The sequence below is a fragment of the Actinophytocola xinjiangensis genome, assembly GCF_001921215.1.
GTDB lineage: Bacteria > Actinomycetota > Actinomycetes > Mycobacteriales > Pseudonocardiaceae > Actinophytocola > Actinophytocola xinjiangensis.
Map to the genome: position 1 here is coordinate 524,464 of NZ_MSIF01000001.1, position 23,145 is coordinate 547,608.

22 protein-coding genes are annotated in these 23,145 nt (G+C 71.4%); 10 read left to right on the plus strand and 12 right to left on the minus strand.

Going from position 1 to position 23,145, the window contains the following annotated elements; all coding sequences use genetic code 11:
* Window positions 1–35 precede the first annotated feature (35 nt).
* Both BLA60_RS02460 and BLA60_RS02465 read right to left on the minus strand, forming a co-directional pair.
* Complete coding sequence (locus BLA60_RS02460) at window positions 36–3,668, minus strand: WD40 repeat domain-containing protein (protein WP_075131001.1); 3,633 nt, start codon at window positions 3,666–3,668, stop codon at window positions 36–38.
* Between the two features lie 2 nt (window positions 3,669–3,670).
* Window positions 3,671–4,078 carry a hypothetical protein gene (locus tag BLA60_RS02465; protein WP_075131002.1) on the minus strand — a complete coding sequence of 136 codons (408 nt, stop codon included), beginning with the start codon at window positions 4,076–4,078 and terminating at the stop codon, window positions 3,671–3,673.
* A gap of 140 nt (window positions 4,079–4,218) precedes the next feature.
* Here BLA60_RS02465 and BLA60_RS02470 point away from each other — a divergent pair, with 140 nt between their 5' ends.
* Together BLA60_RS02470 and BLA60_RS02475 are read left to right on the plus strand one after the other, a co-directional pair.
* Window positions 4,219–5,373, plus strand: a complete 1,155-nt coding sequence (locus tag BLA60_RS02470) for a damage-control phosphatase ARMT1 family protein (RefSeq protein WP_075131003.1) — start codon at window positions 4,219–4,221, stop codon at window positions 5,371–5,373.
* 205 nt (window positions 5,374–5,578) lie between these two features.
* Window positions 5,579–5,857, plus strand: coding sequence for a DUF2087 domain-containing protein (locus BLA60_RS02475; protein ID WP_162292888.1), 279 nt, complete (start codon window positions 5,579–5,581; stop codon window positions 5,855–5,857).
* On the opposite strand, the gene BLA60_RS02480 is transcribed toward BLA60_RS02475, so the two are convergent.
* From BLA60_RS02480 to BLA60_RS02510, 7 genes are all read right to left on the minus strand, one after another.
* The gene (locus BLA60_RS02480; RefSeq protein WP_075131466.1) at window positions 5,854–6,699 is read right to left on the minus strand and encodes an EamA family transporter; all 846 of its coding nucleotides are present in this window, start codon (window positions 6,697–6,699) and stop codon (window positions 5,854–5,856) included. The genes BLA60_RS02475 and BLA60_RS02480 overlap by 4 nt on opposite strands.
* Before the next feature lie 135 nt (window positions 6,700–6,834).
* Window positions 6,835–8,316 carry an ABC transporter substrate-binding protein gene (locus BLA60_RS02485; RefSeq protein WP_084734556.1) on the minus strand — a complete coding sequence of 494 codons (1,482 nt, stop codon included), beginning with the start codon at window positions 8,314–8,316 and terminating at the stop codon, window positions 6,835–6,837.
* 3 nt (window positions 8,317–8,319) lie between these two features.
* Window positions 8,320–9,438, minus strand: a complete 1,119-nt coding sequence (locus BLA60_RS02490; protein WP_075131006.1) for a branched-chain amino acid ABC transporter permease — start codon at window positions 9,436–9,438, stop codon at window positions 8,320–8,322.
* A complete protein-coding gene (locus tag BLA60_RS02495; RefSeq protein WP_084734557.1) occupies window positions 9,438–10,493 on the minus strand; it encodes a branched-chain amino acid ABC transporter permease in 1,056 nt (351 codons plus the stop codon). The genes BLA60_RS02490 and BLA60_RS02495 overlap by 1 nt, the downstream gene beginning before the upstream one ends.
* Before the next feature lie 38 nt (window positions 10,494–10,531).
* Window positions 10,532–11,242 (minus strand): ABC transporter ATP-binding protein, encoded by a 711-nt coding sequence (locus tag BLA60_RS02500; RefSeq protein WP_075131007.1) that lies wholly within the window; start codon window positions 11,240–11,242, stop codon window positions 10,532–10,534.
* Window positions 11,239–12,003 carry an ABC transporter ATP-binding protein gene (locus BLA60_RS02505; protein WP_075131008.1) on the minus strand — a complete coding sequence of 255 codons (765 nt, stop codon included), beginning with the start codon at window positions 12,001–12,003 and terminating at the stop codon, window positions 11,239–11,241. The genes BLA60_RS02500 and BLA60_RS02505 overlap by 4 nt, the downstream gene beginning before the upstream one ends.
* Window positions 12,000–13,187, minus strand: coding sequence for a CaiB/BaiF CoA transferase family protein (locus BLA60_RS02510; protein WP_075131009.1), 1,188 nt, complete (start codon window positions 13,185–13,187; stop codon window positions 12,000–12,002). The genes BLA60_RS02505 and BLA60_RS02510 overlap by 4 nt, the downstream gene beginning before the upstream one ends.
* Before the next feature lie 212 nt (window positions 13,188–13,399).
* Here BLA60_RS02510 and BLA60_RS02515 point away from each other — a divergent pair, with 212 nt between their 5' ends.
* From BLA60_RS02515 to BLA60_RS02525, 3 genes are read left to right on the plus strand one after another with little or no spacing between them, the layout of a single operon-like run.
* Window positions 13,400–14,113 carry a GntR family transcriptional regulator gene (locus tag BLA60_RS02515; RefSeq protein WP_075131010.1) on the plus strand — a complete coding sequence of 238 codons (714 nt, stop codon included), beginning with the start codon at window positions 13,400–13,402 and terminating at the stop codon, window positions 14,111–14,113.
* 10 nt (window positions 14,114–14,123) lie between these two features.
* On the plus strand, window positions 14,124–14,909 hold the full coding sequence (locus tag BLA60_RS02520) for an enoyl-CoA hydratase/isomerase family protein (RefSeq protein WP_075131011.1): 786 nt from the start codon (window positions 14,124–14,126) through the stop codon (window positions 14,907–14,909).
* Window positions 14,885–15,805 carry an SDR family NAD(P)-dependent oxidoreductase gene (locus BLA60_RS02525; RefSeq protein ID WP_075131012.1) on the plus strand — a complete coding sequence of 307 codons (921 nt, stop codon included), beginning with the start codon at window positions 14,885–14,887 and terminating at the stop codon, window positions 15,803–15,805. The genes BLA60_RS02520 and BLA60_RS02525 overlap by 25 nt, the downstream gene beginning before the upstream one ends.
* 66 nt (window positions 15,806–15,871) lie before the next feature.
* Here BLA60_RS02525 and BLA60_RS02530 read toward each other — a convergent pair whose 3' ends face one another.
* Genes BLA60_RS02530 through BLA60_RS02540 form a run of 3 tightly spaced genes read right to left on the minus strand, consistent with a single transcriptional unit; the run spans window position 15,872 to window position 18,162 of the window.
* Window positions 15,872–16,108 carry a biotin/lipoyl-containing protein gene (locus tag BLA60_RS02530; RefSeq protein WP_084734558.1) on the minus strand — a complete coding sequence of 79 codons (237 nt, stop codon included), beginning with the start codon at window positions 16,106–16,108 and terminating at the stop codon, window positions 15,872–15,874.
* 21 nt (window positions 16,109–16,129) lie between these two features.
* On the minus strand, window positions 16,130–17,131 hold the full coding sequence (locus tag BLA60_RS02535) for an alpha-ketoacid dehydrogenase subunit beta (protein WP_075131013.1): 1,002 nt from the start codon (window positions 17,129–17,131) through the stop codon (window positions 16,130–16,132).
* A complete protein-coding gene (locus BLA60_RS02540; protein WP_211288564.1) occupies window positions 17,128–18,162 on the minus strand; it encodes a thiamine pyrophosphate-dependent dehydrogenase E1 component subunit alpha in 1,035 nt (344 codons plus the stop codon). The genes BLA60_RS02535 and BLA60_RS02540 overlap by 4 nt, the downstream gene beginning before the upstream one ends.
* 148 nt (window positions 18,163–18,310) lie before the next feature.
* Here BLA60_RS02540 and BLA60_RS02545 point away from each other — a divergent pair, with 148 nt between their 5' ends.
* The 5 genes from BLA60_RS02545 to BLA60_RS02565 are packed head-to-tail and all read left to right on the plus strand — an operon-like array spanning window position 18,311 to window position 23,140.
* Complete coding sequence (locus BLA60_RS02545; protein ID WP_075131014.1) at window positions 18,311–19,546, plus strand: bifunctional 3,4-dihydroxy-2-butanone-4-phosphate synthase/GTP cyclohydrolase II; 1,236 nt, start codon at window positions 18,311–18,313, stop codon at window positions 19,544–19,546.
* A 5-nt stretch (window positions 19,547–19,551) separates the two neighbouring features.
* The gene (locus BLA60_RS02550) at window positions 19,552–20,067 is read left to right on the plus strand and encodes a flavin reductase family protein (protein ID WP_075131470.1); all 516 of its coding nucleotides are present in this window, start codon (window positions 19,552–19,554) and stop codon (window positions 20,065–20,067) included.
* Between the two features lie 6 nt (window positions 20,068–20,073).
* Complete coding sequence (locus BLA60_RS02555) at window positions 20,074–21,180, plus strand: LLM class flavin-dependent oxidoreductase (protein WP_075131015.1); 1,107 nt, start codon at window positions 20,074–20,076, stop codon at window positions 21,178–21,180.
* The gene (locus BLA60_RS02560; RefSeq protein WP_075131016.1) at window positions 21,177–22,058 is read left to right on the plus strand and encodes an SMP-30/gluconolactonase/LRE family protein; all 882 of its coding nucleotides are present in this window, start codon (window positions 21,177–21,179) and stop codon (window positions 22,056–22,058) included. The genes BLA60_RS02555 and BLA60_RS02560 overlap by 4 nt, the downstream gene beginning before the upstream one ends.
* Window positions 22,055–23,140, plus strand: coding sequence for an LLM class flavin-dependent oxidoreductase (locus BLA60_RS02565; RefSeq protein ID WP_075131017.1), 1,086 nt, complete (start codon window positions 22,055–22,057; stop codon window positions 23,138–23,140). Before BLA60_RS02560 ends, BLA60_RS02565 begins: the two co-directional genes overlap by 4 nt.
* Window positions 23,141–23,145 lie beyond the last annotated feature (5 nt).

The following is a 23,145-nucleotide window of genomic DNA, read 5'->3' on the forward strand; positions in this document are numbered from 1 at the left end:
TAACAAGGATGCTCGGACTCTGTCAACACCTCACCTCAGTCGCACGGCGGGTCGACCGGCACGTCGTCGCCGACGTAGCGCCGCCACTGGGTCGCGGTCACCGTGCCGCGCGTCGACGCGCAGATCAGCGCGGGCGCCGCGGCGGCGTCGGTGCGCCACAGGCGGATGGTCCGGTCGCTGCCGGCGGTGGCCAGCACGCCGCCCGGCCCGAAGGCCACCGCGCGGACGACGTCGGTGTGGTTGGTGAGCGGCTGGCCGAGACGCCGTCCGGTGGTGAGGTCCCACAGGCCGACCGTGTCGTCGGCGCTCGCCGAGGCCAGGGTGCGACCATCGGGTCCGAAGGCCACCGCGTTCACCGAGTCGGTGTGCCCGGCCAGCTCCCGCACCGGCCCCGGCGAGTCCACATCGGACACGTCGCGGAACCGGATCGTGTCCTCGCCGTCGAGGGACACCAGAGTGTTGCCGTCCGGGCCGAACTCCAGCCCGGCCCACCCGTCCTGGCCGGTCAGCGGCTCACCGAGCGGCACCGGTACCGCCGGGTCCGCCACGTCCCACAGCCGCACCAGCTCACCCTCCGCCGTGGCCAGCCGGCCCCGGACCGGGTCGAACGCCACCGCGTTGACGACCACGTCACCGGGCAGGCGCCCGGCGAGCACCGGCGCCGCCGGGTCGGACACGTCCACCAGCGCCACCACGCCGACGGTGTCGATCACGGCGGCGGTGTCCCCGCCGGGGTGGAACGCCAGCGCCGGGGTGCTCAGCACGTCGCCGGTGCGGCGCAGCGCGACGCGGCCCAGCGGGGCCGGCGCCGCCGGGTCCGTCAGGTCCCACAGCCGCAGACCGTCCTCGCCGGCGGTGCCCAGGACGCGCCCGTCCCGGCGGAACGCCGGCGACCCGCCCAGACCCGTGGGACCCGGCAGAGGGCCCAGCGGCGCCGGCCGGTCGGGATCCGCCACGTCCCACACCGCGACGGTCGCCGCCCCCGGCTCGGCGAAGCTTCCGGTCGCCGCGGCCATGGTCCGCCCGTCCGGGCTGAACGCCAGGTCCCACACGGTGTCGGTGGCGCCGGTGGCGCGGGTGGGCAGCGTCCAGAGCCGGACCGTGTCGTCCTCACCGACCGACACCAGCGCGGAGCCCGCCGGGTGGAACGCCACCGACAGGACCGACTTGGTGTGGCCGCGCAGCGGATGTCCCTGGGCGAGCGGTGTCCGCGGGTCGGCGAGGTCCCACAACCGGACCGTGCCGTCGAAGGACGCGGAGGCGAGGGTGGTGCCGTCCCGGCTGAACGTCACCGCGTTGACCTCTCCCGCGTGCGCGTCCACCAGGTCGGCCAGCGGCGCCGGCCGCGCCCGGTCGGTCACGTCCCACAGCCGCACGGCGCCGTCGAGACCGCCGGTCGCCATGATCCCGTCCGGACCGAACGCGACCGTGGCGGCGAACCCGTCGTGCGCGGTGACCGGCGGACCGGCGGGCACCGGAGCGCCCGTCACCTCCCACAGCCGCACCGACTCGTCCTCGACGACCGCCACCAGCCGCCCGTCCGGCGAGAACGCGGCACCGTGAACGCTCTCCCCGGCCGCGTCGACGCGGCCACGCGCGACGGGCCTGTCCCGGTCGGTCACGTCCCAGAACGCGATCCCGCCGCGTCCGACGGCCGCCAGCACCGCGCCGTCCGGGCTGAACCGCACGTCGATGACGTCGTCGAGGTACCGGCCGAACAGGCCACCGGCGGGCACCGGCCGCGCCGGGTCCGACACGTCCCACAGCCGCGCCTCGGTGCCGACACCGCCAGAATCGTCGCCGTACCCGGCGGTGGCGACCGTGTCGCCGTCGGGGGACAGTGCCAGGGTGTGCGCGGCCCCGGCGGTCGACTCGCCGAGCGGCACCGGGTCGGCCGGGTCGCCGGCGTCCCACAGCCGGAGCCGCTCGTCCGGGCCGGCGGTGGCCATCAGCCCGCCGTCCGCGTCGAAGGCCGCCGCGCTGCCCTCGGGCAACACCGAGTACAGCGGGGAGTTGGCGTCCTGGACGAGCTGGGTCGCGGTCCGTTCGTCCGGTCGCAGTCGATGGCGGACCAGGTCCAGCCGCGCGGCCAGCGACGCGTCCGTTCCGCGCAGCCTGGCCGCCTCGGCCTCCACCCGGTTGGCCACGGCCAGGTCCCGCTGGTCACGCGCCTCGCGTTGCTGTTGCGCGGCGACGAGCGCGGCGACCGACGCGACCACGGTGAGCATCGCCAGCACCGCCACGGTCCCGGTGCGCCGCCGGGCAGCCCGGCGCCGCTGCCGGTCCGCCGCGCCGACGAACGCCCGCACCACGGGACTGTCGGTGGCCAGCGACCGCGCGTCGTCGAGCCGGCTGCCCCGGTACAGCAGCGCGGGGTCGCGGCCGGCGCGGTCCCAGGCGAGCGCGGACTCCTCGACCCGCTGGCGCAGCAGCCGTCCGGCGCGGTCGGCGTCGATCCAGCGCCGCAGCCGGGGCCAGCCGCGCAGCAACGCCTCGTGGGTGATCTCGACGGTGTCGCGGTCCTGGGTGTCGTGGTCCTGGGTGAGCAGCCTGGCCGAGGTGAACGCGTCGATGATCGCCGCCGTGCGGGCCGGGTCGTCGCTGGAGGCGGTCAGCTCGGCGCGGGCCACGCACCGCCGGGTGTCCTCGGCGCCGTCGCCGAGGCGCACCAGGCGCAGGAACAGCGACCGCACGGCGGCGTCATCGGCGGCGTCATCGGCGGCGCCGCCGATCCCGCCGAGCTCCGCGCACACCCGGTCGGCGGTCTTGGCGACGGCGCCGGAGATGCCGCCGGTGGTGCGGTAGCCGTCCACGGTGAGGGTCGCGCCGTGGCGCTGCTGCCAGGCGACCCGCAGGGCGTGCGCGAGCAGCGGCAGCCGGCCGGCGGGATAACCGTCGACGCCGGCGCCGAGGTCGCGCAGCAGCAGCTCCACCAGGGCGGGTTCGAGGTCCAGGCCGGCGTCGCGCGCCGGGTGAACGATGACCTCACGCAACTCGTCCTCGGTCATCGGCCCCACCACCACCGGCCGGTCCTGCAGGGCGGCGCGCAACCCGGGGTGGTTGACGCAGTCGGCGTAGAAGTCCGCGCGGACACCGATGACGACCAGACAGGTGCGGTCGTCGGCCAACCGCGTGATCTCGTCCACGAACTGGTGCCGCCGGGTGTCGTCGTCGCACAGCGTGAACAGCTCCTCGAACTGGTCGACCACGAGTACGGCACCGGTCCCGGGGTCGCCGTCGAGCGCGGTGATCGCGTCGGCCAGCACGGCCAGCGGCGCCGCGGTCGGGGTGATCACCTGTTGGCGCCACCCCGCCGACCCCGGCAGCGCGCCCCGCGCGAGCGCGGCGGCCAGCCCGGCGCGCAGCAACGAGGACTTGCCGGCGCCCGACGGGGCGAGAACGACCTGCACGCCGCCGGTGCGCCCACGTTCGTCGAGGTGGGTGAGCAGGTCGGCGGTCAGCCGGTCCCGGCCGAAGAACCACCGGGCGTCGTCCTGGCCGAACGGCGCCAGCCCGGGGTAGGGGCAGTCCGCCGGCGCCGGCTCGGTGCGGCGCACGCCGTCGCCGTAGTGGACGTGCAGGTCGCGGCCGGCCTGGTGGATGCGCGCGTGGTCGTGGGCGGTGGCGTCGAGCCGCACACTCGCGGCCCGCTCGCCGGCAGGGCTCACGGCTACCGCTCGGTGACGTGCTGGTCGCGTCCCGCCTGGTAGATCCGGCTGCGCCCACTGGCCCGCGCGGACAGCACGGCGCCGGGCTCGCGGTCGGTCAGCGCCGGCACCAGCTCCTCGGCGAGCAGGCGACGCAGGGCCCCGGCGAGTTCCTCGTCGTCGGCCAGTGCCCGGCGCAGCTGGTTGCGCCACTCGCCGATCAGGTCCTGTTCGGCCAGGTCGTCGCCGGCCCGCCGCGCGGCGAGCACCTCCGTGCGGGTGCGGTCGAGGTCGGCGTCGAACGCGTCGGCGCGCTCGGGCCGCAGCCGCCGCCACAGCTCGGCGAGGCCCGTTCTGGCGTGCTCCCACGCGGTGGTGGCGGCCAGGTTCACCAGGGTCGTCGCGGCCTGTGTCACGAGTTCGGAATCCACGCGTCGCCTCCGCTGCCGGTTTCCTGGTCGCGAAAGCCTTCCACGGCGCCGAACCCACCGCCGCCGCTCGCGCACAATGTCGCCCGATCGTGTGACGGGAGCCGTCGCGGCGCGGGGGAGGGCTGTGTGAGAGTGCTGCGGTGGACACCGCCCCGGAGATCGTCAGTGACGAAGCAGGCTCGTTCCCGTGGAGCGTGCTGCACGACCGCCATCCCGCGCTGATCGACAAGGTGCGGCACGGTCTGCCCTACCCGCCGATGATCCAGCGGGCGCTCGACGAACTGGCCGAACAGACCCAGGACGTGATCCGGCCGCTGCCGGCGTCGGCCGCCGACCACGACCTGTGGCGCGAACGGGCCGGCGAGTACCTGGGGCGGAGCTGGTACGCGGTGCCGTTCCTGTGGTCGGAGAGCTACTTCTACCGCCTGCTGCTGGGCGCCGTCGGCTACTTCGACGGGCCGTGGCGGGGCGTCGACCCGTTCGAGCCGTTCAAGTCCGAGGAGCTGCGCACCGGCGCGCTGGCCCGCGACCTGGCCGCCCTCGACGACCTCGACAGGTTGTCCGTGGCAGACCAGGACGCGGCGCTGTTGAGCGCGTCGCTGTGGGGCAACCGCGCCGATCTCGGCTTCCAGATCTCGACCCGGCTGGACCAGGACGGCCAGGGTGCGCTGGTCGCCGACCAGAGCGCGCGGCTGTGGGAGCTGCTGGCCGGGTCGGCTCCCGGCACGGTGTGCGTGGTGGCCGACAACGCGGCCCGGGAGCTGGTGCCCGACCTGGTGCTGGCCGACCAACTGCTCACCACCGGCCGGGCGCGGACGGTGGTCCTGCACGTCAAACCGCACCCCTACTACGTGTCCGACGCGGTGACCGCCGACGTCGTCGCCGCGCTGCGGACGATGTCCGCCGCGTCCGGCCGGGCGGCGCTGACCGGCCGGCGGCTCTGGCGCTCCGTCGTGGACGGGACGCTGGTGGTGCGTGCGCACCCGTTCTCCTGCGCGCCCTGGTCCTACCACCGCGCACCGGCCGACCTGGCCGACGACTTCGCCTCGGCGACGGTGACCGTCATGAAGGGCGACCTCAACTACCGTCGCCTCGTCGGTGACCGGGAATGGCCGAACGCCACCGCGTTCGAGGCGGTGACGGCGTACTTCCCCGGCCCGGTGGCGGCGATCCGCACCCTCAAGTCCGACGTCGTGGTCGGCGTGTCGGACGAACAGCGGGCGCGCCTGGACGCGACCGGTGAGCGGTGGCGGACCAGCGGCACCCACGCGCTGGTCCAGGTCCGGGATCGGTAGTTTCACCGGTCTCGCGCCGGGTCACTGGCTCCACACGTTCCGTGCCCGCATGCTTGAAGTGGGAGCTCAAGGGTGACCTCGACAGCCGAGCCCAGTTCGTGGGCCCCCACTGCGGCCTGTGCTCCACCGACTGGGATGTCATGTCCAGGAACCTGACCTGATAATCGTTGTACAGCAAGGCGGCGACTGTCCTACCGTGACGGCCGTGCGACCTGACTCGGTACTGTCCACGTTCGTCCCCGACGGCCGGCTGCTGCGTCTGCCGGCCCGACGGGGCCGGCGCCGGATCGTCCTGGAACACGTGGTGTCCTCGTTCGAGCCCGGCCGCCGCTTCCCGGAGAAGGAGGTCGACGTGGTGCTGCGAGCCTGGTGCGCCGGCGGCGAGACCGACTACGTGACCGTACGTCGCCATCTGGTGGACGAGGATCTCCTCAGCCGCGAGAACGGCCTGTACTGGCGCTCCGGCGGCCCGGTGGATCTCTAACGAGTCCGAGTGGCCCCCACCGACGCGGTCACCACCAGCAGGACGGCCGCCCACTGAAGTCCGCCCAGTACCTCACCGAGCACCACCAGCCCCACCATCGCGGCCACAGCGGGTTCGAGACTCAGCAGAATCCCGAACACCTTCGGTGGCATCCTGCGTAGAGCCTCAAGCTCCAACGAGTACGGAACAACGGAACTCAGCAGAGCCACTCCCAGTCCCACCGCCAGCACCCAGGGTTCCACCAGCGCCGGCCCACTCGTCACGATTCCCACCGGCGCCGCGACCACCGCCGCCACCACCATGCCGAGCGCGAGCCCGTGCCCAGCCGTGGTGTGCCGCCCCAGCGACGCGCTCAGCAAGATGTAGGACCCCCACCCCACGGCCGCGGCCAGCGCGAACAGGATCCCGGCCAGTCCGACGTCTCCCCGTCCCCGAGCCAGCAGGAACACCCCGACACCGGCCAGCGACACCCACAGCAGGTCGACGGGATGCCGAGACCCGGCGATGGCCACCGCCAACGGCCCCAGGAACTGAATGGTCACCACGATGCCCAACGGCACCGTGGCCAGGGCAAGGTAGAAGAACAGATTCAGCGCACCGAGCACCGCCCCGTAGGCGATGACCACCAGCCAGGCCCGCCGCCCCAGCCGCACAGAAGGCCGCCACACGGCCACGAGAACGAGCGCGGCAAGGACGAGCCGAAGACTGAGGGCACCAGTGGTCCCGGTGCTGTCGAACAGCTTCTTGGCGAGAGCGGCTCCGACCTGGACACTGAGGATGCCGCCGAGCACTTGGGCCGGGGGAGGAGCATCGGCGACCGCCCGAGCCAGGTTCCTGATCATCGCCACCCATGGTGGCACGAGCCCTCATCCGCGCGGAGGAACGCACCCGCTGACCACGACGGCGTCGAACCGGGACCGTTGATCAAGCCGCGCACGGGCACGGGCCGGGCAGAACCCGGCCCGTGCCACAGCGAATCAACCGTTCTGGGCCTTCTCCCAGTTCCCCAACTCACCACTGTTGTCGATCAACGGGCCGGCGGGCTCGAACCCACCGGTCTTCTGCGGCGTGGCCCCGGTGTACGTGTACATCCCGCCGGCCTCGAACGGGTAGGCGTCCTCGGTCCCGCTGACCTTGCCCACGACCCCGTCCACCATCAACGGATAGGTCGACTCGTAGGAGTGCACGGCGATGTTGATGTTCGCCCGGGTCAGCCCGCCCTTCATGGTGGAGGCGTCCTGCAGGGACTGCACGATGTACCACGCCCAGAACCACCCGTTGGCGATCTGCGCGTTGTTCGGGTCCAGCCCGGCCGCGCTCACCGTGTCCGTGTAGAGCTTCGCGAAGTCCTGGTGCGGGTTGTCCGGATCGGTGGGCGCGTAGTAGTACCGCACGACGTTGGTCCCGTTGCCGGTCAGTCCCTGCTCACCCAACGGCGCATAGGTCGTCTGGATCTGCGCGCAGGGCTGGGCGGCCACGACGACCGGGTCCCAGGAGCTCTTCTCGATCGCCCCGATGGCCTGGGTGCAGAACGTGCCTGCCTCGGCGAGGACGACCACGTCGGCCTTGGACGCCGCCGCGCTGGTGACCTCGTTGTCGACGTTGGGCGCGGTCACGTCGTTGGTCTGCTCGTCGACGATCTCGATGCCGTCGGTGTGCTCCACGGCCCGCTTGAAGCCGTTGATGTACGCCTGGCCGAGCGCGTTGCCGATGGAGATCGTCGCGACCTTCGCGCCCTGGGGGAACCGCTCCTTGATCCAGCTCGCCCAGATGCCGCTCTCGTTGTAGTAGTCAAGGCCGAAGCCGGTGGTCCACGGGTTGTTGGTGGGGTCGCCGAACTCGTTGTCCGACGCGGCCACCATGTAGTGGCCGACGCAGTTCTTGTTCGTGTAGTCGACCAGGTTCAGGTTGTTCGGTGATCCGAGCACGGCGTAGCTGGCCGCGTAGTCACCGGACTGCACGGCCTCCTCGACGTTCTTGCGTGTCTGGTCGGGCTGGTACTGGTCGTCCTTGACGTCGATGGTGACCTTGCGGCCCTGGATGCCGCCGTTCTCGTTGACGTAGTCCAGGTAGGTCTTGATGCCGCCGCTGATCGCGCCGTAGGCGGCCAGCGCGCCGGAGTGCGGCATGCTGGTGAACAGCCGGATCTCCTCGGCGGTGATGCCGGCGTTGTTGTCCCAGGAGGACGGGCAGTCGCTCAGGTCGAGCTCGAAGTCGCCCGGTCCGGTGTAGACACAGCCTTCGGACAGGCCCCAGTTCTTCGCGTCCGGGTTCGGGGTGGGGACGGTGCCGTCCGAGGGCGGGTTGCCGGCCTGCGCCGGTTCGCTGGTCGACGGTCCGCACTTCTGCTCCTCGGCGGCCTGTTTGGCCTCCTCGTGGGAGCACGCTACCGCCGAGGCGACCGTGACCATCGCTATGGCCAGGGTGACGAGGCGTCGTTGCCAGGTGGATCGGGACATGGTTCAGCTCTCTCTCACAGCCGGTTGGTCGGTGCGGGAACGGCCGGCGAACCGGTACCGCTCCCAGTCACGTGGTGGGCGGGGGACGATCTCGACGATCCGGCGCCGCAGCGCCTTCAGACCGTCGATCACCCCGCCGGGCAACAGGAACACGAACGCGATGAGCAGCGCGCCGGACAGGATTCCGACGATCTGCCCGCCGTCCGGTCGCCCGCCGAGCAGGTCGAGGCCCTCGGCCCAGTCGGCGATGTAGGTGCGGAGGACCACGAACACGATGGCGCCCGGGATCGCTCCGGCGATCGAGGCGCTGCCCCCGGCGATCAGCGCGACGAGCAGGAAGATGGACAGGTACAGGTCGAAGCGCGTGTCGGACACCGCCGGCAGCTGGATGACCAGCAGGGACCCGGCGACTCCCGCGAAGGCCGCGCTGACCGCGAACGCGAAGATCTTGACCTTGGCGACGGGGATGCCCGAGGCGGCCGCCGACAGCGGCGCGTCCCGCACGGCGTGCATCGCCCGGCCGACGCGGCTGCGCACGATGTTGTGCGCGATGAGGAACATCAGCGCCGCCACCACGAGGATCGCGTAGTAGTGGTCGGTCGGCGGGCCGGTCGGGGTGTAGGGGTTGACGAAGAACCAGTCCGGCGCGGTCATCTCCTCGTTGGCGAACTTGCCGTTCGGACCTCCCGTGAAGCTGGGGAACTTGTTGACGAGTACCGGGAACAGGGCCGCGACGGCGATGGTGACCGTCGCCAGGTACAGCCCCCGGATGCGCAGCGCCGGGATACCGACGAGCGCCCCGGCGACCAGGCAGACCAGCACGCTGACCGGAATGGTGGCCAGGTAGGGCCAGTTGTGGTCGGCGACCAGGATGATCGTGGTGTACCCGCCGAGTCCGACGAACGCGCTGTGGCCGATGGAGATCTGTCCACAGTGGCCGACGAGCAGGCCGAGGCCGAGGATGGCGACGCTGTAGCAGACGATCTGGGTGATCGTCTCGATCTGCGCGACCGACGGGATGACCAGCGGGAGCACGATGAGGAACGCGGCGCCGAGCAGGCCGGCGCCCCAGCGCAGCCGGCGGTGCGCGCCGCTGCCTTCGGAAATGGTGAACGCGGCCATCACACACGATCCTGGGTACGGCGGCCGAGCAGGCCGGATGGTTTGAACTGGAGCACGGCGATGATCACGAAGAAGGCGCAGCCCAGCGCGAACTCCCCGCCCAGCCACGGGATGTAGCCGGTGAGCAGGGCGATCGCCAGGCCCGTCACCACGCCGCCGACCAGGGCGCCGGCGATGCTGTCCAGCCCGCCGAGGGTGGCCGCGGCGAACGCGTAGATGAGGATCTTGTCCATGAACGTCGGGTCGAGGTAGGTCGTCGGCGCGGCGAGGCAGCCGGCCAGCGTGCCGACCGCGGCGGCGATCGCCCAGCTGCTCTGCACGGTTCGTCCGATGTGGACGCCGAGCAGCCGGGAGGACTCCACGTTGCTGGCCACACAACGGAAGGCCAGACCCAGCCGGCTGCGGGACAGTGTCAGGTGCAGCGCGACGACGACCGCGACGGCCACCAGCGCGGTGCCCAGCTTCGTGTAGTACAGCCTGGCGCCGCCGATGGAGAGGTAGTCGTCGGAGCCGGTGGGGAACAGGGTCGGGAACCCGCGCGGGTCGAACCCCCACAGCAGCGCCGCCAGCGCGTTGAGCGCCAGGTAGAGGGCGAGGGTCACGATGATGATCGGCAGGTGGTTGCTCGGGTCGAACGGGCGGATGAGCACCCGCTCGATGCCGGCCGCCGCGCCGGCGGAGAGCACCATCCCGATCAGGATGGCGACCACCAGCGGCACCGCCCACTTGTCGACCGCGGTGAACGCCAGGAACGTGCCGAACATGGCCATCGCGCCCTGGGCGAAGTTGATCACGCCGGTGGCCTTGAAGACCAGCACCAGCGCCAGCGCGACCATGCCGTAGAGCACGCCGTTGGTCGCGCCGTCGATGACCCGCTGCAGGTAGAGCGTCAGGCCGCCGTCGATGATCGCGTAGACGGAGAACGCCGCCAGCAGCGCGGTGACCACGCCGAGGCTCTTCGCGGCGGACCGGCGGCGCCGTGCGGCCAGCACGTCGCCGCCTCGGGATCGCCGGCCGGCCGGACTGTCCGGCCGGTCCGTGGTGGTGATCGCCACTTGCACCCTCCTTTGGGCGTGGACGTGAGTCGTGTGGCTCAGTAGCCGAGGTAGGCGCGCCGGACGTTCTCGTCGTCGCGCAGGGTGTTCGCCTCGCCGGTGACGGCGATCGCACCGGCCTCCAGCACGTAACCGCGCTGGGCCATGCCCAGCGCCAGGGCCGCGTTCTGCTCGACGACGACCATGGCGACCGCGCGCTCGGCGCACACCCTGGCCAGCACGTCGAACAGCTGCCGCACCACGATCGGCGCGAGGCCGAGCGACGGCTCGTCGAGCAGCAGCAGCTTGGGTTTGCTCATCAGTGCCCTGGCGATGGCCAGCATCTGCTGCTCGCCGCCGCTGAGGCTGCCGGCCAGTGTCGAGCGTCGCTGGGCCAGCGGGGGGAAGACCTCGTACCAGTACCCGAGGTCGGACTCGACGTCCTTGTCGCGCCGGATGTACCCGCCGGCGCGGATGTTGTCCTCGACGGTCAGGTCGACCAGCGTGCCCCGGCCCTGCGGCACCATCGACACGCCCCGGCGGACGATGTCGTAGGTGTTGGCGCCGATCGGGGCGCCGTCGAACAGGATCTGGCCCTTGGTGCGCACGAGCTGGCAGATCGAGCGCAGCAGGGTGGTCTTGCCGGCGCCGTTGGCGCCGAGCACCACGACGACCTCGCCGTCGGCGACGGTCAGGTCGACGCCGTGCAGGCACTCGACGTCGCCGTAGAAGGCGTGCACCGCACGGAGTTCGAGCAGCGGATGGGTCATACCGGCGCTCCGAGGTAGGCCTCGACGAGTTCGGGGGAGTCCCGGAGCTCGGCCGGGTTCCCGGCGACGAGGTTGCGGCCGAGGTCGAGCGCGACGACGTAGTCGGAGATCCCCATGACGAACTGCATGTGGTGCTCGACCAGCAGCAGGGTCATGTCGTGGTCGTCGCGCAGCTTCATCAGGGTCTCGCCGAGCTCGCGGACGTCGCCGTGCGCCAGGCCGCCGGCCGGCTCGTCGAGCAGCAGCAGCCGGGGCTGCGCGACCAGCGCCCTGGCCAGCTCGACCCGCTTGAGGGTGCCGAACGGGAGTCCCTCGCAGTCGCGGTGGGCGACGTCGGCGATCCCGAAGTAGTCGAGCATCGCGTAGGCGCGGGCCCGGACCTCGCGGTCCTCGACCCTGGCCGGCCGGCCGAGCAGCGAGGCGGCGAACCCGACCCGGCCGCGCGCGTACCGGCCGACCATCACGTTCTCCAGCACGGTCATTCCCGGCCAGAGCGCGAGGTTCTGGAACGTGCGGGCGATGCCGAGTCCACTGAGGTCGGCGGCCTCCAGGCCGAGCAGGTCGTGTTCGGCGAACCGGATCTGCCCGTCGGCCGGCCGCACGAGCCGGCTGATCGCGTTGAACGCGGTGGTCTTCCCGGCGCCGTTGGGGCCGATCAGCGCGCAGATCTGTCCTTCCCGGACGCTGAACGACACCCCGTCGAGCGCGGTCACCCCGCCGAACTGGACGACCAGGCCCTCGATCCGCAGCAGGTCGCTCATATGACACCGTCCGCGCGCAGGGTGGTGAGTTCGTCGGGGGAGACACCGGCCAGCGTGGTGAGGACCGTGTCGGTGTCGGCGCCGAGCGACGGTCCGATGTGGTCGATCGCGCCGGGGGTGCGGGAGAACTTCGGGACGACACCGTTCATGGGCAGCTCCGTGCCGTTGGTGGTCTGGCGCCACAGGATCATGTCCCTGGCGGCGAAGTGGTTGTCGGTGAGGATCGAGGCGGCGGTGTTGATCATTCCGACGGGGACGCCGTGCCGTTGCAGCAGCTCGACGAGGTCCTTGCTCTCACGGGTGGCGGTCCAGTCGCTGATCAGCGAGTCCAGTTCGGTCATCGCCGCGCCGCGGGCCTCGTGGGTGGCGTACCGGGTGTCGGTCGCCAGCTCCGGGCGGCCCATGGCGGTGGTGAGCCGGCCGAACACCGAGTCGGCGTTGGCGGCGATGACCACCTCGGCGTCGTCGGCCGTCGGGTACACGTTGGACGGTGCGACGCCGGGCAGGACGCTGCCGCTGCGGGTGCGGATCACGCCGCCGACGTGGTAGTCGGCGAGCATGGACTCCATCAGGGCGAACACCGCCTCGTAGATGGCGACGTCGACCTCCTGGCCCTGTCCGCTGCGGCCGCGTTCGGTCAGTGCCGCCAGGGTGCCGATGACCGCGAACAGCGCGGCGAGCGAGTCGCCGAGGCTGATGCCCGAGCGCGCCGGGGTGTCGTTGGGGGAGCCGGTGGTGTAGCGGATACCGCCGACGGCCTCGGCGACGCTGCCGAAGCCGGCGTGGCCCGCGCTGGGTCCACTCTGGCCGAAGCCGGAGACGTGCACCAGGACCACGCCCGGGTTGACCGCGCGCAGTGACTCGTAGTCCAGGTCCCAACGGGACATCGTGCCGGGGCGGAAGTTCTCCAGCACCACGTCGCAGTTGGCCACCAGTCGGCGCAGCAGTGCCTGTCCCGGCTCACCGCGCAGGTCGACGGTCACCGACTTCTTGTTGCGCGCGATGGCCGGCCACCACAGGGACTCGCCGTCCTTGGTGATTCCCCAGCGGCGCATGGGATCGCCGGTGCTCGGGGGTTCGATCTTGATGACTTCGGCGCCGTAGTCGGCGAGCAGCTGGCCGGCGAACGGACCGGCGATGAAGCTGCCAAGCTCCAGGACTCTGACACCGCTCAGGGGACCCAACGACGCGCCACCTCTCGACTCGACTGGTGGCACATATTGCACACAATCCGAGTCTTGAAACAAGAGTCTCCTGCGGTCTTGTTCGTGGAAGAGTCGAAATTGTATGCTAAATCGTGCTTGCCGCTTCGTTCGTCGTGACTTCGGCACACGCGGTCACCGCCCGCGTACCCTCTACGTCCGACCAGCGGGCACCTGTGGGACAAGGGGGAGTCATGAGCGATCGGGACACCGACGTCATCGCCTACGGCGGCGGCGGGATGCCGGAGGCGGGGATGGGCGGGCCGATGCTCGCCTACACGTCGATCCGGTCGTGGATCGTGGAGGGCCGGCTGCGGCCGGGGGAGCGGCTGATCGAGGCGCGGATCGCCGCCGAGCTGAGCCTGTCACGCACCCCGGTCCGCGAGGCCGTCCGGATGCTGGCGGCCGACGGACTCGTGGTGTCCGAACGCAACCGTGGCGCGGTGGTGCGCACCCTGGGGCGCCAGGACGTCCTGGACCTCTACGAACTGCGCGCGCGGCTGGAGTCCTACGCGTGCGAGCTGGCGGCGGCCCGCGCCGTCCCGGACGACATCACCGCGATCGACGAGGGCATCCGGGACTTCGGCCGGGCGATGCGCCGCCGCGACATCGACCACCTGGAACGGACCAGGCTGATCGGCGAGGCCAACCGCCGGATCCACTCGGCGATCATCGTCGCCAGCCGCCACCACCGGCTGGCCCACCTGCTCAGCAGCGCGGTCGACGCGCCGCTGGTGTTCGAGGCGCTGCGCGAGTTCACCCACCGTGAGTTGGAGCGGTCGAACCTGTTCCACCAGCTGATCCGGGACACCATCGCCAAGGGCGAGCCGATGCGGGCCGCCCAGTTGATGCACGAGCACATCATGCTCGGCCGCGATCAGATCCTGGCCAACCTGGACGCCGTGTGATGGGAGAACCATGCTGGAGCGCAACGACTACAGCCGCCTGCTGATCGACGTGGAGGCGGGCGTCGGCACCGTCACCCTCAACCGCCCCGACCACGGCAACGCCGTGGACGACGCGATGCACTCGGAGCTGACCCGGGTCTTCGACGCGGCCCGGCGCGACGAGCGGGTACGGGTGGTGGTGCTGACCGGGGCGGGCGACACGTTCTGCCGAGGCGGGGACAGCGGTCCGGACAGGACGTTCACCACCCACACCGGCCTGACCCCCATCCAGGAGGCCAGGCTGATCATCGAGTCCCTGCTGGACCTGGACAAGCCCGTCATCGCCGCCGTCAACGGCGACGCCCTCGGCCTCGGCGCGATCCTGGCGACCCTGGCCGACGTGGCGTTCGTGGTCCACTCGGCCCACCTCGGCGACCGCCACGTTCCCGGCGGCGTGACCGCCGGCAACGGCAGTGCGGCGCTCTGGCCGGCCATCATCGGCGTCAACCGCACGAAGTACCTGCTGTTCGAGGGGGCGTTGCTCACCGCCGCCGAGGCGGTCGACCTCGGCCTGGCCCACGAGGCGGTCGACGAGGCCCTCCCGGCGGCGCTGGCCCTGGCGGCCCGCTGGTCGGCCCGGCCACCGTTCGCCCTGCGCAGCACGAAGTCGGTCATCAACCTGCACCTCAAGGAGGCGGCGGCCCGAGCGCTGGCGCCCGGCCTGGCCCTGGAGGAACAGGCCCTGGCCGGCCCGGAGTTCGCCCGCCGCCGGTCAACCGAAGGGACCCCCACATGCTCGACTTCACCGGCCAGGTAGCCATCGTCACCGGGGCCGGCAACGGCCTGGGCCGCCGGTACGCGCTGGACCTGGCTCGCCGAGGCGCCAGGGTCGTGGTCAACGACATCGGCGTCGGCGTCGACGGTACGTCCACAGCGGACACCCCGGCCGAACGCGTGGTCACCGAGATCCGCGACGCCGGTGGCGACGCCGTCGCGGCCCCGGCGACGGTGGCCGACGTGGCGGGTGGACAGTCGATCGTGGACCGGACACTGGACGCCTACGGCCGCCTGGACATCCTGATCAACAACGCCGGCATCGCCAGGACGAACCTGTTCACCGACGTCCGGTACGAGGATGTTCTGGCGTCCCTGCACGTCCACCTGCTGGGGGCGTTCCACCTGCTCCTCCCCGCCTGGCGCCACCTGGGGGCGAACGGCGGCGGAGCGGTGGTCAACACGACCTCGGCGGTGGGCATGTTCGGCCAACGCCGCTCCAGCGTGTACGCCGCGGGCAAGATGGGGATCGTGGGCCTGACCAGGGTCCTGGCCCTGGAGGGCGAGGAGCATGGTGTCCGCGTCAACGCGATCGCGCCGGTGGCCAGCTCCCGCATGGCCGCCGAGGTCTACGGCCGGCTGGACCCCAAGCTGGACCCCACGTTCGTCTCCGCCGTGGTCCTGGCCATGGCCCACCCCACCAGCACCGTCAGCGGCGAGGTCGTCTCGGCCGGTGGTGGCCGGATCTCCCGCCTGATGCTCGCCGCCACCGAGGGCCACTTCGACCCCGCCCTGGACGACGTCACCGCCGCCGCCGCTCTCACCGACGTGTGCGCCGACCAACGGGTCGCCGCCGTCCCCGGCTGCGCCATGGACGAGATCGACCTGATCCGGGCCAGCTACCCCGACCTCGCCGACTTCCGCATGCGGCCGCGCTGACCACCGGCACGCGCCGGGCCGGCACCGGGGATTCACGGGGCAGGGCGTCAGCCCTGCCCCGTGATCTCAGGCCTCGATGACGCAGAGGAGTTCGCGGACCTCGATGACGTCGCCGGCGTCGCCCTGGAGGTCGCGGACCACGCCGGTGTGGGGCGCGGTGATGACCTGGCGGGCCTTCTCCGCCTCGATCTCCACCAGGTCGGCGCCTTCGGTGACCTGTTCGCCGTCCTCGACGTACCAGTCGATGATCTCGGCGTCGCTCATGCCCATCGACAGTTGGGGCAGGCGTACCTCGTGTCGCACGTGTTGTCCTTTCGAGCGGGGTCAGCCGGCCAGTGCTCGGCGCACGGCGGCGATCACCTTGTCCTTGTTGGGGTAGATCTGCTTCTCCAGCGCCGGGCTGAACGGCACGTGGGTGTCGTCGGTGGTCACGCGGATGACGGGGCCGCGCAGGGAGGCGAAGCACTCCTCGACCACTCGCGCGGCGATCTCGCTGGCGGCACTGCACGTGCGGTTGGCGGGGTCCACGACGACCAGGCGGCCGGTGCGGGTGACCGACTCCAGGATCGTGGGCCAGTCCATGGGAACCAGCGTCCTGGGGTCGATGACCTCGGCACTGACGCCGTCGGCCGACAGCTCCTCGGCGGCCTGCTCGGCCAGGAACGCTCCCAGGCCGATGCCGACCACGGTGACGTCGGTGCCGGGGCGGCGCACGGCCGCCCTGCCCAGCGGCACGAGGTGGTCCTCGGCGGTGGGGATCGGTCCCCGGCCCTTGCGGCCCCACAGGTTCGCGTCCTCGAAGCACAGCACCGGGTTGTCGTCGCGGATGGCGGACTTGAGCAGGCCCAGCAGGTCCGGGGCCGTCGACGGCAGGATGATCTTCAGGCCGGGGACGTTCATGAACATCGGGTACGGGCGGTCGGCGTGGTGCCCGGCCGTACCCCCGTGGTAGTACAGGGCCGACCGGACGACGACCGGCAGTGTCGCCTGGCCGCCGAACATGTACCGGGCCTTCGCCAGCTGGGACACGAACTGGTCCATCGCGCCGAACACGAAGCTCGCGACAGTCAGGTCGATGATCGGGCGCAGGCCGGCCATCGCCGCGCCGGCCGCGACGCCGATCGAGCCGGCCTCGGCCAGGGGGAGGTCGCGGACCCGGGACGGGCCGAAGGTCTCCAGCGCCCCGGCCGCCGCGCCGAACACGTTGGCGCGCAGGTCCTGGCCCATCAGGATCACCCGCTCGTCGCGGGCCATCTCCTCGTTCTGCGCGCGGTTGATCGCTTGCAGGAAGCCGAGCTGCTTGACCCTGGTCCTGGCGGCGGTCATCGGGTCTCCTCCGGGGACGGGGCGTAGACATCGGCGTAGGCCGCCTCCGGCGGCGGGAACGGGGACCGCCTGGCGAACTCGACCGCCTCGTCCACCTCGGACTTCACGGACGAGTGCAGGGCCACCAGTTCCTCCTCGGTGGCCACGCCCCAGGCGATCAGCCTGTCGTGGAACAGGGTCACCGGGTCGACCGTGTCGAACCAGGTGTCCACAACGGACTGGTCGCGGTAGGGGCGGGACACCACCAGGCCGTAGGCGTGCTCGTGGAAGCGGTAGGTCTTCGCCTCGACCAGGCTCGGGCCGTCGCCGGCGCGGGCGCGGGCGACGGCCTCGCGGGTCGCCCGGTACACGGCGAGCACGTCCTGGCCGTCGACGACCGTCCCCGGCATCGAGTAGCCGGCCGCCCTGGTGGCCACGTCGGGCACCGACAGCGACTCCTCGGAGGTCAGGCTGACCGCGTAGCCGTTGTTCTCGCAGAAGTAGATCACCGGCAGCTTCCAGATGCCGGCCATGTTCATCGACTCGTGCAGCACGCCCTCGCTGGCCGCGCCGTCGCCGAAGAAGCACAGCGCCACCTGGTCGGTGCCGCGCACCTGGGCGGCCAGGCCCGCGCCGGTGGCGACCGGGATGGCCGAGCCGACGATGCCGGACTCGCCGAGGCTGCCGACGGAGAAGTCGGCCAGGTGCATGCTGCCGCCCTTGCCGCCGCACACGCCGGTCGCCTTGCCGAGCAGTTCGGCCATCAGCGCGTCCAGGTTGGCGCCCTTGGCGATGGGGTGCCCGTGCGAGCGGTGGTTGCCGGTCATGTAGTCGGCGTTCCCGGTGGCCAGGCACGCGCCGACGACCGCCGCCTCCTGTCCGATCGACAGGTGCACCATCGCCGGCAGCTCGCCGGCGTGGAACAGCGCGATCGTCGCCTCCTCGAACAGCCGCACGCGCTGCATCCGGCGCATCATCTCCAGCGCGAGCTGGCGGCCCGGCGCGTCGGAGAACTCGGCGGGCGGGGCACCGGTATCGGCGCTGACGGTCATCTCACCAACCCCTGTCGTGTTTCGGTGTGGCGCCGTCAATCTAGGTTCCGACCAGCGTCGATGGCAATAGTCAGCGTAAACGTTGACGCAGGAACTTCGCCGGGCTACCGTCTTCGTCAACACAAACGATGACGCGAGGAGCCACGGGATGGCTGGCAGGTTGCACGACGCGCTGGACGCCGTGGCGCACGGCGAGTTCGTCGTCGTCGTCGACGCGGCGGACCGGGAGAACGAGGCCGACCTCGTCCTGGCCGCCACCCACATGACACCGGAGAAGATGGCCTTCCTGCTGCGGCACTGCTCGGGGATCGTCTGCGTGCCGATGACCCACGAGCGCGCCGACGCCCTCGACCTGCCGCTGATGGTCGCCGACAACACCGAGCGGCACAGCACGGCCTTCACCGTCAGTGTCGACGCCCTCGAACGCACCACCACCGGCGTGTGCGCGGCCGACCGGTCGGTCACCGCCCGCCGGCTCGCCGACCCCGACGCCACCCCCGGTGACTTCTCCCGCCCCGGGCACATGTTCCCGCTGCGCGCCCACCCCGACGGGGTCCTTGGCCGCACCGGGCACACCGAGGCCGCCGTCGACCTCGCCCGGCTGGCCGGGATCGAACCGGTCATGGTCATCTGCGAGCTGACCCGACCGGACGGCGCCATGGTCCGGGGCGAGGACATCGCCGAGTTCGCCCGGCGCTACGACCTCACGGTCGTGGACATCCGGGAGATCGTCGAGGCCCGCCGCCGCGAGCGCGAGGTGCCCAGCATCCCGCTGCCCACCGCCTACGGCGAGTTCGTCGCCGACCTCGTCCACACCGGACCCGAGGGCGAGGAGCACCTGGTGCTGCGCCTGGGCGACCTGTCCACCGGCGAGCCCGTCCTGGTGCGGGTGCACTCCGAGTGCGCGACCGGTGACCTGTTCTCCTCACTGCGCTGCGACTGCGGCGAACAACTGCGCGCGAGCCTGGCGACCATCGCCGAGGCCGGACGCGGCGTGCTGGTCTACGAACGCGGCCACGAGGGCCGGGGGATCGGGCTGGCCGACAAGTTCCGCGCCTACGCCCTGCAGGACCGGGGCGCGGACACCGTCGACGCCAACCTGCGCCTCGGACACCCGCCGGACGCGCGGGACTTCGGCCCGGCCGCCGAGGTGCTGACCGGTCTCGGGCTGCACGAGGTCGTGCTGCTGACCAACAACCCGGACAAGGTGGCGGCCCTGCGCGCGGCGGGCCTGCTGGTCACCGTCCGTCCACTGCGCACGGTGCCCGCGCCGCAGAACGTCCACTACCTGCACACCAAGCAGGTCCGGTTGGGCCACGACCTCGCCCTCGACGGCGACGCGCTGGCCTCGACCGGCACCACAGACCGAAGGGAGCCGTGGTGACCGCGATGCGGGAGCAGGAGGTGTCCCCGGACCGGCTGCGCCAGGTGATGCGGCACGTGCCGACCGGTGTCGCGGTCGTCGCCGCGGCGACCCCGGACGGTCCGGTCGGTCTGGCCGTCGGCTCGTTCGTCTCGGTGTCGCTCACGCCGCCGCTGGTCGGGTTCTTCGTCGCGCACGCGTCGACGACCTGGCCGGTGATCGAACCGCACGGCCGGTTCTGCGTCAACGTCCTCGGCGAGGAGGGCGAGGACACCTGCCGCGCCTTCGCCGTCTCCGGCGGCGACAAGTTCGCCGGGGTGACCTGGCGGCCCTCGCCGGCCGGTTCACCGGTGCTGGACAACGCGCTCGCGTGGTTCGACTGCACCACCAACACGATCAGCGACGCGGGCGACCACCGCTTCGTGCTCGCCGACGTGCACGACCTGTCCGTACGCCCCGCCGGCGGGCCGCTGGTGTTCTGCCACGGCACCTACCAGCGGTTGGGGAACGGGCCAACCACCGATGTCAAGGGAAGGGTCTGAGGCTCGATGCGAGTCGGATACACCACCATCTTCCAGGGCGGCGGGGACCCCGCCGACGACCAGCGCGTCTACACCGACGAACTGCGCCTGTGCGATCTGGCCGAGCCGCTCGGCTTCGAGATGCTCTGGGGCGTCGAACACCACTTCACGTCCTACACGATGTGTCCGGACCCGGTGCAGTTCCTGTCCTACATGGCCGGTCGCACCAAGGACATCCTGCTGGGCTCCGGCGCGGTGATCCTGCCGTGGCACGACCCGGTACGGGTCGCCGAGCAGGTCACCATGCTGGACCTGATGAGCGGCGGGCGGTTCATCTTCGGCATGGGCCGGGGCCTTGGCCGGATCGAGTTCGAGGGCCTGCGGGTGCCGATGGACGAGTCGCGGGCGCGGTTCGTCGAGTCCGCCGAGATCGTCATGCGCGCGCTGGAGACCGGCGTGCTGGAGGCCGACGGGCAGTACTACCAGATCCCGCGCCGCGACCTGCGTCCCCAGCCGACGAAGTCGTTCCGCGACAGGATCTACGCGGCGGCCGTGTCGCCGGAGTCGGTGCGGATCATGGCCGACGTCGGCGCCGGCATCCTGATCAACCCGCAGAAGGACTGGCAGGAGGTGTCCGAGGACATGCGCACCTACCGCCAGCAGTTCCGCGAGCTCAAGGGCACCGAGGCGCCGGCGCCGATGGTCACCGGCTGGGTGTGCTGCGACGAGGACCCGGTCAAGGCCAAGGACATGGCCCAGGAGTACATCGGCGCCTACTACGAGTCGGTGATGTCGCACTACGAGCTGGGCGGGCGGCACTTCGCCAACACCCAGGGCTACGAGTACTACCGCAACCTGGCCTCCTACATCCAGAACAAGGGCTCCAGCAAGGTCGTCGACAACTTCATCGAGCTGCAGATCTACGGCACCCCCGACGAGTGCTACGAGCGCATCGTCGACATCCGGTCCAAGGTCGGCAACGACGGGTTCAACGCGGTGTGCTCGTTCTCCGGGATGACCCACGAGATGGCCGAGGCCAACATGCGGCTGTTCGCCGAGAAGGTCATGCCCCGGGTCAAGCAGCTGCCGGCGGTCGACTTCGCGGAGCTGGAAGCGGCGGGAGCGCAGTCGTGACCGCGCCGCGCGTCGTCGCGACCGGGCTGCGGTTCCCCGAGGGCCCGAGCTACCTGCCTGACGGCTCGGTCGCGGTGGTCGAGATGAAGGGCGAGGCGGTCAGCCTGGTCGCTCCCGACGGGACGGTCACCGTCGCCGGGGACTGCGGCGGCGGACCCAACGGCAGCGCGCTGGGCGCGGCCGGTGAGCTGTACGTGGCCAACAACGGCGGCCTGTCGGCCGAGGGCACCGGCTACTGGCACGCGCCGCGCGAGTTCGACGGGTGTGTGCAGCGGGTCGATCGGGACGGCACGGTCACCACGGTCGGCGGTGTCCTGCCCGGCCCGGCGCCGCACCGGCCCAACGACCTGTGCTTCGGCCCGGACGGCACGCTCTACGTCACCGACAGCGCCGACTGGGAGAACCTGCGTGACATCAAGCCCGGCCGGGTGGTGGCGATCGGCGCGGACGGGTCCCAGCTCGGGCACGTCGAGGTGCCGGCCATGCCCAACGGCGTGGTGTTCGGTCCGGACGGTCGGCTCTACCTGAGCCAGACGCTGACCAGGAAGGTGCTGGCCTACCAGGTTTCCGGCGGTGAGTTCGGCGAGCCGGAGCAGGTGCTGAAGGTGCCGTCGGGCATGCCGGACGGCCTGTGCTTCGACGGCCAGGGCACGTTGTACGTGTGCGGCAGCGTCGGCAACGTCATCCACGTCTACGTCGGCCTGGAGCTCAAGGAGTCGATCGAGACCGGTGAGGGCACCCAGCCGACCAACTGCTGCGTCGGCGACGACGGCAGCCTCTATGTCACCTTCGGACTCACCGGACAGCTCGTTGCCTACGACCTCGGTCTGACGCCGACGACTGTCCACACCGGATCGATCGCGGGAGCCGCTTCGTGAAACTCGCCCTGATGTACGAGCTGCCGGTGCCCCGCCCGTGGGGTCCGGACAGTGCCTACAACGCCTTCGAGAACACCCTCCAGCAGATCGAGCTGGCCGACCGGCTTGGCTTCCACAGCGTGTGGACCGTCGAGCACCACTTCCTCGACGAGTACTCCTTCTCCTCGGCGCCCGGTGTGTTCTACGGCGCCATCGCCGCCCGGACCCAGAACATCCGTATCGGTCACGGCGTGCGGCTGCTGCCGTTCCCGTACAACCACCCGGTGCGCGCGGCCGAGGCGGCGGCGACGGTGGACGTGCTGTCCAAGGGCCGGTTGGAGTTCGGCACCGGCCGCTCGGGCACCCGGATCGAGATGGAGGGCTTCGGCATCAGCCCGCCGGACACCCGGCCGATGTGGGAGGAGGCCCTGGAGGTCATCGTCGGCAGCTGGACCGAGGAGGAGTTCAGCTGGGACGGCGAGTTCTTCAAGCTGCCGCCGCGCGGGGTGGTGCCCAAGCCGATGCAGCAGCCGCACCCGCCGCTGTGGGGGGCGACCTCCAGCGCGGAGAGCCACGAGATCGTCGGGCGCAAGGGCATGGGCCTGCTGTCGTTCTCGGTGGCGATCCCGCCGGAGGGGCTGACCAAGCGGATCGCCCGTTACCACGAGGGTCTGGAGCAGGTGAAGCCGGTCGGCAAGTTCGTCAACAACCGGATCGCGACCTTCGCCCAGGCGCACTGCGCGGAGACCACCACGCAGGCCCACGACGACGCGCGGGAGCCGTTCCCGTGGTACATCCAGTCCTCGCTGAAGACGATCGCCGAACTCGGCGCGTGGCAGGAGGGCACGAACCTCGGCAGCTACGAGTACGCCCGCAAGCTGCTCGGCGGCATGGAGCTGTCCGATCTCACCTTCGACTACCTCGTCCAGAACGAGACCGTCCTGTGTGGAGATCCGGACCACTTCGTGTCGATGTGCCGACGCTACGAAGCGGTGGGCGTGGACCTCTTGCTCCTGCTCGTGCAGTCGTACAACATCCCGCACGAGAAGGTGATGCGCTCGATCGAACTCATCGGCACCGAGGTAATGCCGAAGCTGTCCTGACCAGC

Excerpts from the sequence above, each read along its gene's own strand:
- BLA60_RS02500 (WP_075131007.1), bottom strand. The coding sequence starts at position 11,242 with ATGACCCATCCGCTGCTCGAACTCCGTGCGGTGCACGCCTTCTACGGC.
- BLA60_RS02515 (WP_075131010.1), top strand. The coding sequence starts at position 13,400 with ATGAGCGATCGGGACACCGACGTCATCGCCTACGGCGGCGGCGGGATG.
- BLA60_RS02545 (WP_075131014.1), top strand. The coding sequence starts at position 18,311 with ATGGCTGGCAGGTTGCACGACGCGCTGGACGCCGTGGCGCACGGCGAG.
- BLA60_RS02520 (WP_075131011.1), top strand. The coding sequence starts at position 14,124 with ATGCTGGAGCGCAACGACTACAGCCGCCTGCTGATCGACGTGGAGGCG.
- BLA60_RS02555 (WP_075131015.1), top strand. The coding sequence starts at position 20,074 with ATGCGAGTCGGATACACCACCATCTTCCAGGGCGGCGGGGACCCCGCC.
- BLA60_RS02550 (WP_075131470.1), top strand. The coding sequence starts at position 19,552 with ATGCGGGAGCAGGAGGTGTCCCCGGACCGGCTGCGCCAGGTGATGCGG.
- BLA60_RS02480 (WP_075131466.1), bottom strand. The coding sequence starts at position 6,699 with ATGATCAGGAACCTGGCTCGGGCGGTCGCCGATGCTCCTCCCCCGGCC.
- BLA60_RS02490 (WP_075131006.1), bottom strand. The coding sequence starts at position 9,438 with ATGGCCGCGTTCACCATTTCCGAAGGCAGCGGCGCGCACCGCCGGCTG.
- BLA60_RS02525 (WP_075131012.1), top strand. The coding sequence starts at position 14,885 with ATGCTCGACTTCACCGGCCAGGTAGCCATCGTCACCGGGGCCGGCAAC.
- BLA60_RS02540 (WP_211288564.1), bottom strand. The coding sequence starts at position 18,162 with ATGACCGTCAGCGCCGATACCGGTGCCCCGCCCGCCGAGTTCTCCGAC.
- BLA60_RS02485 (WP_084734556.1), bottom strand. The coding sequence starts at position 8,316 with ATGTCCCGATCCACCTGGCAACGACGCCTCGTCACCCTGGCCATAGCG.
- BLA60_RS02505 (WP_075131008.1), bottom strand. The coding sequence starts at position 12,003 with ATGAGCGACCTGCTGCGGATCGAGGGCCTGGTCGTCCAGTTCGGCGGG.
- BLA60_RS02535 (WP_075131013.1), bottom strand. The coding sequence starts at position 17,131 with ATGACCGCCGCCAGGACCAGGGTCAAGCAGCTCGGCTTCCTGCAAGCG.